A 12434-nucleotide genomic window follows, 5' to 3' on the forward strand; every position below is an offset into this window, starting at 1 on the left:
GGTTGTTTCTGACGTCATTGACGCTAGTGATATCGACTTCAGTGTGGTCCTGGTCGAAGGCAACCATCTGTTGAATGAGCAAGTTAATGTCGGCTGAGCCAGCAAAATGACCATCGGCAAGCTCAAACTTCTCAATTTTCGAAGTGGTTGAAGCTTGGTCTGTGATTTTGATAACGTCACCGGCACCTTGACTCAAGTAGAGGTCGCTGCCTTGCATGTAGAAGGCAACATCTTGAGTTGTTATACCGGTACCGAAGCGAATGGTGTCCATGTGGTCAGAGACTCTTCCTTGGTCATTGACAGTATCAACACCGTCCCCCTGGGAGAAGAGATAAGTGTCGTTGCCATAGCCGCCGACTAGACTGTCGTCGCCTGTGCTACCAGAAAGAGTATCAACTCCGTTTTTCCCTTCCAGGTAGTCGTTGCCTGTTCCGCCAGTCAAGATATCGTTGCCAGTGTCTCCGTAGATGCTGTCATTGCCATCATCGCCAGCAATTGTGTCATTACCACCGGCACCGATAAGAATATCGTCACCAGCGCCGCCGTGGATGTCATCGCTGCCAACTCCGCCATCGATGTGGTCGATTCCATCACCGCCTAGAAGAACGTCGTTGCCAGTGCCACCAGAGATTGTGTCATCGCCAATGCCGCCGTCAATTGTGTCGATGCCAGTTCCACCAGAAAGAACGTCATTGCCAGCCATTCCATAGAGGAAATCAGCGCCAGAACCGCCGTCTAGATTGTCATCTCCATCACCACCATCGAGGGTGTCGTTACCGCCACCTCCGACTAAGATGTCGTTGTCATCCATGCCATAGAGGGTGTCATTGCCAGTTCCTCCATCGAGCGAATCGGCACCAACGCCGCCTTCAAGATAGTCAACACCAGCTCCACCGGCAAGAACATCATTGCCATTGTTGCCATAGAGGAAGTCATTGCCAGAGCCACCGTCTAGCGAATCGTTGCCGTCACCACCATTTAGGTCGTCTATTCCGGTGCCACCAAGGAGATTGTCATCTCCTTCATTGCCGTAGAGGAAGTCGTTTCCTGAGCCACCATCAAGGGCATCCATGCCAATGCCGCCGTGTAGGGTATCAACTCCGGCTTCACCGAATAGAGTGTCATTGCCATCTTGGCCATTCAGCGCGTCGTTACCATTGCCACCATAGGCGAGGTCGTCTCCAGCACCAGCATTGATTGTGTCGTGGCCGTTTTGACCATAGATTCTGTCAGCGCCGATTGTACCAGCTAGGGTGTCATTGCCACTTGTGCCGTAGATGTCTTGACCAGGCGGTGTTGAGACAAGAGTGACGATGTCGGCGTAGCTGATATTGGAGCCATCAGAGAACTTAACCAGCTCGATATGTCTACTGGTATCGGCGCTCAAGAAGCCTTGAACAAGAACACTCTCTGCTGATTGAGTGAAGCTGATGCGCAGGTCTTCGCCTTCCGCAGCGAAGAGAACATTAGGCCTTAGTGCGCCTAACTCAATGGCATCGTTGCCACCGCCAAGTACCCCAGCACCGTCGTCGATTGTGTCAACGCCATCGCCCAGGTTGAAGACATAAGTGTCATCACCGATGCCGCCAGAAGAGAAATCATTGCCTAATCCGCCGACAAGGACATCGTTGCCGTCATTGCCGTTCAAGGTGTCTGCTCCGACATATCCATTAAGAATGTCCTCGCCGCTTCCACCGTTGAGGGTGTCGTCGCCGTCATCGCCATACAAGAAGTCGTTGCCAGCATCACCACTCAGAATATCGTCACCCAAGCCGCCTGAGAGGTCGTCATTGCTCAGACCGGCAGCGATGGTGTCGTTACCATCACCGCCATTTATTTGGTCGCCAAATCTGCTGCCAGTAAGAACATCATCGCCAGCTGTTGAGCGAGAAGCATCAGCAATTTGCTGAATTTCAGCGCTATCAACAAGAATAGAGCCGTCAGAGTTGATGAAGGCACCGATGTTCTTTAGTCCAGCCCCATCCAGCTGATTGACTAGGGTGACTGTATCACCAGGAGCAAATCCCAGAGTGAAATCAGAACCAGAAGCTCTGACTGTGACTTGGTTTGTATCTGCAAGGTTCAGAAGTTGGATAAGGTCACCGGCACTACTATTCACGCTTTGAGCATCTTCAATGATGGTTGTGGAACCGCTGCCTTCAGCAATATTGAATGCACTAGAACCACTACCAGAGTGAATAATGTCATTCGTGCCGACTGACATTGTCACGTCGCCGCTGCCGAGCAAGAACGTACCATTGCTGCCAGTGTGAGTGATGATTTCTTTTGCGGCAGAGAAGCTGCGATCAACAGTTGCATCTGACGAGCTGTCAGATACATTGACTCCTCGCTGAATCAGATCGTTGAAGGCAACGTGCGAGCCATCAGAGAATGCGAAGTCACTGATTGACTTCGCAACAGCAGATGCATCTAGTCCATCTTTCAGAGTCAAGACTGCTGCACCCAGGCTGTCGGTTAGAGTCAGATCTTTGCCAGCTGATGACAATGTAAATTCATCTACGGAAACAGCACCAGAAAGAACGACTGAATCATATCCATTTGCACCACTACCAGCTGTTTGCTCGAAGATTTGCAAGCCAGAAACACCTGAAGCAACAGTTATCGTGGCGTCGCCTGCACCTCCAAAGATGCTGCTATTTGATGATGCATTTATGTTAGCCAAGCCGGTGCCAACATACACAAGGTTGTCGCTGCCAGTATCGTTTAGTGTTGTCGTGCCAGCGCCGAAAAGAATAGTGTCGAAGTGACCGCTGTTGTTGATTCTTTCATTAACTGTGGAACCAGACCTGTCAATAGTGACATTGTCGAGAGAATTGTTGATTGCCAATACTGAAATGTCGAGAAGCTGTTGGACGGTGAGTGATTGGCCACCAGCGAATGTGAATGTGCTTACTTGGCGAATACCAAAAGGATCAAGCGTTTCACCTTCAATGATGACCTGTTCGCCTGTGCTGAGATCAATCTGAAGAGTAGTTTCGCTTGTGAATGAAGCGAGAATATTGTCTTCTGTAATACCAGCGCCGAAAATTAGAGTGTCATTACCATTGTTGAAAGCTCCGCCAAGTGCACCATTTTCTTGAATAATGGTAGTGCCTGAGCCAGCTCTGATTGTTATTGCGTTAGTTCCGAAATTAGAAACTATTGTACTGTTGTTGCCAGCGATTATTGTGTTGTCACCAGCACCAGCATTGATGTAATTGTTGTTGCCGCGGTCTTCAATAGCGTCATTGCCAGAGCCTTCGTACAACTGGCCATTGTCTCCAATAACAGTGGTGATTTCTTTCCAGGTAGCGAATCTACGATCAATGAAAGGACCGCCAAAGAATGGATCTGTGAAAGCAATTACGTGAACGCCTTGAGATAGAACTTGGTCTAATGTAAGGATTGAGCCATCAGAGAAAGTAAATGTCTCAACTCTTTGGGCTCCTCCGGCAAGCCCAGCATTAAGAACAATTTTTTCTCCTGATGCTATATCAATGTTGAGGTCGTATTGTGTAACAGCGCCAGATGCCACTGGGGGAGACCAGAAGTAAAGACTGGACTGAGTAATGCCAGCTCCAAAGTTGACAGTATCTGAGTCTCCCGGTGTGTATGCCGGACCAGTTCTGCGAATTACAGTAGTGCCAGTTCCAAGGCCCACGTTAACATCGACATGCCCTGTTCCAAGGTTGATACCAGCGTTTGTACCAACTGTTATGTTTGCACTGCCTGTTTGTGTGCTTCCTGGATTAAACCAGAATTGATTGCCTACGCCTGTATCTAAGACTGTGTTGTCGCCTATCCCGCTTACTCCGGCAACAGTGCTGCCTAAGAAAATTTGATTGTTAAATCCGGCAGAATTGACTGTATTGTCTCCGGAGCCGGCAAGGATCGTATTGCTAGAGCCAATGACATTATATGTGTTGTTGCTGTTGCCACCATATATGAAGTCACTATTTCCGCTGACGTTAACAGTATTTTCAACGGTGCCTATTCTGAGTGTGCTATTCGAGCCAGAAAGATTGATCGTTTCTCTGACATATGAACCGCTGTGATCGTATGAGACTGTAGAACCGGAGGCCTCAAAAGTCAGCCCAGCTTGACCGAATTGCTCAGCTGTGAGAGTCGTACCGTTAGCAAAAGAGTAACTACTGATTTGTTTGGCTGCAGACTGTGCCAGTTCGCCACGTAAAATCAATTGATCTGAAGTGGACTGACCAAACTGTACAATCAAATCAGAGCCCTGAGCAGACAAAGCCACTGAGCTAAAGTCAAGTCCTGTACCAAAGCTCACACTGTCAGTATGAGGCTGTAAATTGACGTTGCCAGCTTTGAAGTTCATGACTCCTGTGCCTTGGCCAAAGTTTAATTGGTTGTCTCCAATGTTTCCCTGAATATTGGTTGTGCCCGCGCCTTCAGCAGAGATATTTGCAGATCCTGAACCAAGGTAGATGTAGTTTAACCCACCACCTACATTAATATCATATGCACCGGTCTGGGTAGTCAACCAAGTGTTAGAGCCAGAGCCATTGTATATAACATTGCCGGAGCCGAGGAGAACATAGCTGCTATTGCCAAAAGAAGTTACTGTTTCATCGATAGTGACACCACTTCTGTCAATGGTAGTACCGTCAAGATGATAGACAGGATTTACTCCGAAAGCGTCTATAACACTTTTGAGAGACGGGCTACTTAGTGAAATAGTGTCGTAGAAGTTTTGAAAGTTTGAAACGTCCAAAAGTCCCAAACCACGAAGACTTCGGAGAAACTCTGCTGTTTTCAATGCAGCAGTAGAAGCATCGCTAGTTTCTAGATTGATTAAGTACGAAGCGACTCCGTCTAAGTTATAGTTGGGCTGCTCGGTAGTTTGATTGTAAAATGCGTCTGCTGCAAGAATGCTGCTTATGTCGCTCAAAGGACCATTGTCAAACATTAATTGCCCATAGACAAAATCTTTAATCTCGGTATAAATAGGTTCTAGTATTAGCTGGTGTTCGAACCCTGGTGCACTGCCTGTTCCTGGAAACGTCAATTCACTTACACCAGCAAATTTTTTAATTACTCCAAAAACTTTGCCATCCATATGCAATACGTTCGGGGCATTTTCAGACCCCGTCCATTTCGCTAGAAGTTGGTCAAGCAATTTATCTTGAATCTCAAGATTTGATTCGTTAAGGAAGGAGTTTAGAACAGACTGTAGCTGTCCTGTAGTGTCAGCCTGCATAGCCTGGCTCAAGCTACTTACAAATCCTGAACCAGCTGCACTAGGCAAAGCATCGATTTCTGATGAAAGGGTCAGGAGTTCACGCTGATGAGTATCCGCGGTATCTTGCTGTAAAAGATAACTTGCAATACTCGAAGAAGTGCCACCTGCGTACGTAAAGGTGCTCACAGAAATTTGTGTGTTGCCTGATGCATCAACTAAATTTGTACTGTTTTTGGCTAAACTAATTGAAGTGATACCGAGTTCTGAAAGTGATTGATTGAAACCATCAGCCTTCTGAACGATAAGCTGCGAAAAACTCTCATCGCTTGCATCTATTACACCATCAAGATTACTATCAAAATTGGCTAAAGAATTGAAACTATCAACTTGCGATGAATAGGGAAGCTGCGAACCAATTAATTCAGTCCCATTGTCAATTAGTCCATTGCCGTTCAAGTCAATGCCCAATATACCGTCATTACCAGAAACCCATGCAATCCTACTAGCAAAGCCGGAGTTGCTTAGATCTAGATAAAAACCAGTAGCGAGAGTACTTGTCTCAATGCCATTGCCGTCTAAATCTAGTATTAGAGGATCGGTCCCTTGAGTTTGGGTAGCGTTGTTTATCCGTGCTCGAATTTCTCTAGAATCATGACTTTTTTTCCATGGTTCATCCCAGCAGCTTCTCACTGCGGTGGTAGGCCAACTACCATCTGTGGAATTCATTTTGTTAACAGCAAAATCAATTTGCTTTTGAAGCTCAATGATTGAATTTTTATATTTATCAACTATTTGGTTCGGTGTTAGTCCGGAATAGGTGCTATGGGTTACGTCACCTCTGCCATTTTGAATCTCCGACATAGCCATGTGGAGATCGGCCACGAATCCACCTTCGTTCGAACCATCATCATGATAGGCACTTAGATCATCGGCTCCAGGAGTTTCCGCAGCATCGCGCGTTAGGGCATCTCTGAATTGTTGTGTATCGGAATAATTGCTTCGTCCATTTTGTTCGCCGAGGATATCATTTAACGCATGACCCACTTCATGGGGCACCGTGCTATCTGAGAAGCCACTGTCGCTCAGAGACATATCAGACTGATCTTGTTCAGGACACGGGCGTGTCTTTCCGTTATCGTTATTTGAAATTGGTTCAATCCGAATACTGTCATATCCAGCTTTTTGTAGCAGCTTCCTAATGTTTGGATTGATCCCATTCAGCGCTCTAGTAGCTTTTTTAGGTACATCTTGCTCACCAAATGGTGCTGTTGACTCTTCCGCCTCAATTACAATGCCATCTACTATTGCTACTGCTACTGTTGCCATTTATTAATCCTTACGAAGCTCGCCCTTAACCTTGAGTATGAAATATAGTTAATATAGTTTAATTTCGCAGAGAGCTGAGAAGTTCTTTGCACTTCTTTATGTGGTTCTTTTTGAACCATTCATCAGTGGTACCAATTGCTGTTACCCCCTCTGGTAATGCAATTGTTTGATTTACAACGCTAACCGCTTCTTTATCCATATTGTTCTTGTGATAAAGGACGGCTAGCTGGTAGAGCAGTGTGTGGTAGAGCAAGCTGTTCGCTCTTTGCGTCTCCTTTTCGGCTATTACGGCAGTTCTTTGGCACTCTATAGCTTCGGTCAAGCAGTGATGAGCTTCATAGCGCTCACTCAATATTCTGAAAATCGACGCGACACTTTCATCGTTCAACGATGTTGAATTGGGTACAACTTTCTTGTAATACTCGTAAGCCCTTTCCGCTTCCAGTCTGATAGGGTTACTCAAAGTGATCCAATCATTAGCTGAAAGTTGGTTGCTCCGATCGATGTCACGGTAAACTAGAAAAATTCGGGAGAGGTTATGTACATCGCATTTCCTGTCAGTCCGTAACCGTTCCATCTTGAGAAGCATTTCTAGCAACTGGCTTGCCTCTTGCATTCTTCCGATTATTACTAAGTTACTTGCAAAGCGTAGCCCCTGAAATGACGAACTCGAATCGTCTCTATTTTTGAAAGTATTACCTACCGATAGGATATCCATGCTACTAAACAATGTCTTTGCTATTGGACTAGGATTATAGGCCACACAGCAACGCCATTCCCAGCAAAGCCACGCAACCACGACAAGTGATCCAATAACTATCAGCTTTTGCTGTTTTTTACATATTGTTTTGAGATCCACTTGATGACCCGCAGTCAGGTACAGATACAAGCAGTCCAGCAAGAAAGCTTGCTAGATAGCTATTATGGATTCCTATTAATACTTTACAGCACTTTCGCATATCTGATAAAACCTTCTACAGTTTTAAGATTCAAACGAAAAGTGTTGTATTGGCAACACTTTTCGTTGCTCTGGATAGAATCTTCACCTGTAGGTCTGTAAGGGCAAAATTAAAGCTACCTGTAGCTAAGCCATTTTTTCCAAAATGGTTTGCGGAGTTGTTCTACTTGGGATTTCAGATCTTGTAGGTCTTGAGCTAGTGCTGTGGCTTCGTTGGCTTTAATAGCTAGTAACTTCTTCTCTTCCTCAATGGCTTCTATCTGCTTGTTTAGGACCACAACTTCCATTGCCCTTATCTCTGCTGCTTTGCGCTCGTCTTCTGCTTGCTTTTGGAAGTCAGGGAGGAGCCGGAGTTGGCGCTTTTGATCCGCTATGACGGATTCCTGTTCTCTTAGCGCCATTGCCTGGGCTTCAATTCTATCGGCTAGAGGCTTGACAAGCTTCTCTGCCATAACCTCCAGACGTTCCATTTCAACTTGTCGCCAGTTTGTAGGCTCGGCGAAAAACTCTTCATCGTCATTGAAGTTCACCTCTTCGGCATCAATAGTTTCGCTGTTGACAAACTCAAAATTAAGCTCATCCGGAGAATCGGCACTATCAGGAATGCCTTCGATTTTCTTTAAGGCCTCAGCGATATCCTTTGTCGGCCATATCCGCCACTCGGATTTGCCGAATTGGTTCTTTGATCTGGTGCCTTTCAGGTCGCCGTTTTGGAGCTTGTACTGAATGGCCCGAGGGGAAAGTCCTAATGCTGTGGCTGCTTGTTTTACAGATATTGTCTTCACTAGGCGCCTCTATATCTGGTGTCAATAATTTGCATATATTGATTGGATTTCTCTAGCTGATTATAAGTCTTTTTGTCTTGAATTCAATCGAAAAACGCTTATCTGTGGCTTCTTTCCGTGAGCAACGAATATTACTAGCTGCTTTTGTTCGCTGCTTGCGAAGTAGGTTCGTCATGCCAGGGTGTTGCCTTCCTTCGCCGTGGAGTGGCTAAATTATCAGTATTGTTTGCGTGATAGCGAAATTTACCCGGTCGGCTATTCCTTCCATATACACTGCTTTCGCTTCTTCGCAGTTCTCTTTCGTAGCTGGCGAAATGACAGCAGCGAAGCTAGCGAAAAGCTTCGTTGCTCGGTAGCGAAGTGGCGAAAATGCAGCGAAAGACTTCGCTGGTTTTCGTTGTCTGGCGAAAACTCACTTCGCTGTCGCTTGATCGTAGCTGCGAAGAACAGTTCCTCTAGTGCTGCGCTGTGGCCTTTTGGACGCTTCGCTGCTACTGCTTCTCATGCGGATGTCTTATAAATGCATTTCGTTGCTACGGGGGTACGCAGCGAAATCGTCTTCGTAGCATTTCGCTGCACGACGAAGTCGTAATTTAAAGTATGGTGCCTTTTTGTTGACTAGTGGCACTGTATCTTGGTTTTGGAAAACAGCGAAGCTCTAGCGAAATTTCGCAGGCATGCGAAAAAGCACTAAATCTACCAATTTCAAGATTCAAAGTATTGATCGCCAAGAGCGCACCTTATATAGTGGCTGGTGGCACTTGGCAGGATCTGCGGAGTGTATATGCAGTAGACATTTTGGAGCTTTGCTCCCTAGACCGGATGGTTCAAGAAAATAACGTCTTATAACAAAAAGCATCGCTTGGAGGCGATGATTTTTGTTAGACCTTTAGCGGATCTATTTTATTCAGTTGTCGTCGGGTTTTTGACAAGTTTCCCGAATTGATTCCAGAATAGAGCAATGGTCCGGTTAGGTCAACACGTCCCGAATTAAGGATGACCAACTATTACCGGACAGATTCAAGTGCGCTCGAACTCGAGCGCGCGGATTAGATTTGCGCGCGATAAATTCTTCCCCTCCGGGTGGGAGTCTTGTTTGGCGCAGTTCCTTGAGCTGTTCCATAGGTATGGATATATATATCGCCCCTTGAATGGTGGCTCATGGTCGTCGGCTAACGAGAAGTGGAAGCTGAGCGATACTGAGATCATCAAGGCCATTTCCTGTGCTCACGACAAATTCTATATAGGTACAAGGGCTGGGAAGTCTACTCGGTACGCCGTCCTTGATATTGACAATGGCAGTAAGTACCACAGCAAGGCTCAGTTGGATAAGTTGCTTGCTGTGTTGGCTGCCGCCGGGCTTGGCCGCTCCTCTTTATACCGGTCGAGTTTTAGTGGTGGCTGGCACCTATATATATTCTTTGATGAGCCGGTAAATAGTTCTGAGTTGCGCCGCCAGCTCGTGAAGTTGCTTACTTTGAGTGACTTCCAGGTGGCAAAGGGCACCCTTGAGGTTTTCCCTCATCCTGGTGATGCATCTTTAGGTATGGGTTTGCGTTTGCCCCTGCAGTCGGGTTGGGCCTGGTTGGATAAGAAGACGCTCGATGTTGACCATGAGCGCTATGAGATGAGTGCCAGTAAGGCACTGGAATTTTTCCTTGATGTTCTCGATGCCGATGCCAATTCATTTGAGTCTTTCCGGTCGCTTAAGGCATATGTTGAAGATTTAGAGGCGCGCAAGTCTGCTGCTTCTCGTCTGGCTGTTGTCCGTCCTGGTGCCAATGTCATTCCGCTTAGGCGACCTGAACCTGAATCTGGATCTGAACAAGTACTGCCGCCTAGTGAGTTCAGTTCTTTTGTCTCATCGGTCTTCTTTCATTTGCCACCAGGTATCAATCCCGATAGTTGGTACAAAGGTCGGTTGTTTCATCTAAATGGTCTATCTGGGCCATCCCAAAGGGCGGAGGCTATTTTTTGTTTGGGTCACTATTTCTTCTATGGTGATCCCAGCCGGAACCTTCCGGCATTGGGCTACGGCTATGAAGAAGAGAGAAAGTGGGCTATTAGGGAGTATCTTGATGCTCGTCACAACGGCCAGAGTGAGGACATAAACAGAGGGCGGGCTGACGCCATCGCCCAGGTTGATAGGGCCGCTAATTGGCGCCCGGCTCACAAGAAATTTGTTGAGGGCGGCAAGTACTCGGTGGCGCCTCCTATTTCTTGGGTGCGTGAGAATGCTAATAGGAAGAGGGATGCTCGCAAGAGAATTCAGGATGCTTTTGATAGAATTAGGAAGCTTGGGCGGTCATTTACTACTGTTGAGCTACAGCAGTCGGCTGAGTGTTCCAGGGAGACTCTCTACAAGCACAAGGATATTTGGCGCCGCGATTATGAAGACCTGGCTGATGGCTTCTTTTCATCCTGTACGGACGACTATAACGCTGTGGTGGAGGCTGCTCCTTGCGAGAGCAAGCCTCCTTCCACTGATCTAGAAAAAATTACGCCACCAGGGCTCCTGGCAGCTAGACGCATTGTCTATGAGATATCCATGAGGTCTAAAAAGGATATTAAAGCTAAAGAGAAGTCGTTCTTAGTTACTTCTGAGTCTGCTGATAAAGAGTGGAGAGACAAAGTTGCTTCTTTGACTAAGAACAGTATTTGCGATTTGCCCGTGGCTAAATTGAAAACACTTCTTTTTGTTCTGGCAAATTACTTGAGTCTTGCTCCTTGTGAGGAAGATGCTGTTCCTCTTCATGGGTATATATCAGGATTAAGGCTTGAGCTTAGTCAAAGGCAGCATGGTCCGGCACCTTAGTTTGGGGTGGCAACGATTAGCGCGGAATCCGCCATTTGGTTCTTGGAAAGGGGGTGGAACTTCTACCTATTGCCGCATTACAGCACTGTTCCTGTTTGTGGTATCAAATGTGGGGGCAGATGGTAATGAATCCTACTTCTTGGGCTCCAGGATAGCGAAGCTGTCACCAGGGGTATTAGGAATCTGCTAAGCCTTATCAGGTAGGTGTTTCAGGATCGAGTTCTTGGATTTTTGTGGTTTTTTGTTTTCGTTTTCGTTTGAGTATTACTTCTTTTTCGACGTTGCTTGGTTTTGTAGTTGATGAAGTCGGCCCCGCAGTTTTACTGGCGAGCAGTCAAAGAAAGCCTGTCGGGCACTCCCTTCTCCCTGCCCGGCGTAGAGCCTAAGCGCACATGCCCAAAGTCAACGCCCAAGCCTACGGTGCCTAGCGGCAGGCATTGACTTTAGGACCCCTTTTTGCGCTTTGCGGGCAGTGCTGCATGGGGCGCACTCGCGCCCTTTTCCTGGGAGGTGCCTGTGAACAATATTTTGGTAAGTGGCGTGGCTGTGAATAACCAGCTGATTGATAGTCAGACGGTGAGCGGCACTATGTTTGTTAAGAGCACTAAAAAGAACTTGGCTAGAGAGAACTTGAGTAGTAGACGATCTGACAATAAGACGTTAAAGAAAAAGAGATTGAGTGGCAGCACTTTGAAAAAACACTTGAAATATATTGTGCCAGAATTGAAGCTGGCACTAATCAAAGAGCCAGGCGTGAAGCCACATGCTATACATGGTCCGCAAGAAATAGAGCGCTTGATTGAACCTATGAAATTCTACCCGGAGGAGCATTTTGTAGCCTTCCATCTTGATACCAAATTTCAAGTTATTGGTTACAACGAAGTTTCAAAAGGTACTGTTAGTGCCAGTCTTGTGCACCCAAGAGAAGTATTTAAAGCCGCTCTACTTTCAAATTCCACCGCTATTATCTGCGCGCACAATCACCCGAGCGGTATTGTGAAACCCAGTAATGAAGACCTTGAGACTACTAGTACACTGATTAAAGCCGGTCAGATTCTAGGTGTGCTAGTGCTCGATCATGTCATCATCGGCGGTGACGAGTTGTTTAGTCTGAGGGAAAACCGGCCAGATCTCTGGCTGTAGCTAGGCCAAAATATTGCCGCCGGTGTCGTGGGCAGGCACTGGCGGCTGATTGGGCAAGCAAAAGAGGCGCAGTTAATCGGCTGGGCTAAGATGGCGATGAAAATAATTCGCCCTGCTGTTTTACTGGGCTGATTCTGATAGGTCTGGTGCCTGAAAAAGGGGGGTCTGCTCTACCGGCTTTCTCCTCCTATATGAAGGGCA

General features: G+C 46.7%; 5 protein-coding genes. 2 read left to right on the forward strand and 3 right to left on the reverse strand.

All coding sequences use genetic code 11. The features are described from left to right. The 3 genes from WC815_21175 to WC815_21185 form a co-directional block, all read right to left on the reverse strand. The coding region (locus tag WC815_21175) for a calcium-binding protein (protein MFA5911295.1) at window positions 1-6532 on the reverse strand (6532 nt) is incomplete at its 3' end. Between the two features lie 58 nt (window positions 6533-6590). After that, complete coding sequence (locus WC815_21180) at window positions 6591-7391, reverse strand: hypothetical protein (protein MFA5911296.1); 801 nt, start codon at window positions 7389-7391, stop codon at window positions 6591-6593. 215 nt (window positions 7392-7606) lie between these two features. Beyond that, window positions 7607-8275, reverse strand: coding sequence for a hypothetical protein (locus WC815_21185; protein ID MFA5911297.1), 669 nt, complete (start codon window positions 8273-8275; stop codon window positions 7607-7609). A 1096-nt stretch (window positions 8276-9371) separates the two neighbouring features. Between WC815_21185 and WC815_21190 the strand changes: the two genes are divergently transcribed. Together WC815_21190 and WC815_21195 are read left to right on the forward strand one after the other, a co-directional pair. Then, window positions 9372-11090, forward strand: a complete 1719-nt coding sequence (locus tag WC815_21190) for a hypothetical protein (protein MFA5911298.1) — start codon at window positions 9372-9374, stop codon at window positions 11088-11090. Between the two features lie 456 nt (window positions 11091-11546). Next, window positions 11547-12233 carry a JAB domain-containing protein gene (locus WC815_21195; GenBank protein ID MFA5911299.1) on the forward strand — a complete coding sequence of 229 codons (687 nt, stop codon included), beginning with the start codon at window positions 11547-11549 and terminating at the stop codon, window positions 12231-12233. Window positions 12234-12434 lie beyond the last annotated feature (201 nt).

Source organism: Vicinamibacterales bacterium, assembly GCA_041659285.1.
In the GTDB taxonomy this organism is placed as follows: Bacteria; Acidobacteriota; Vicinamibacteria; order Vicinamibacterales; family UBA2999; genus 12-FULL-67-14b.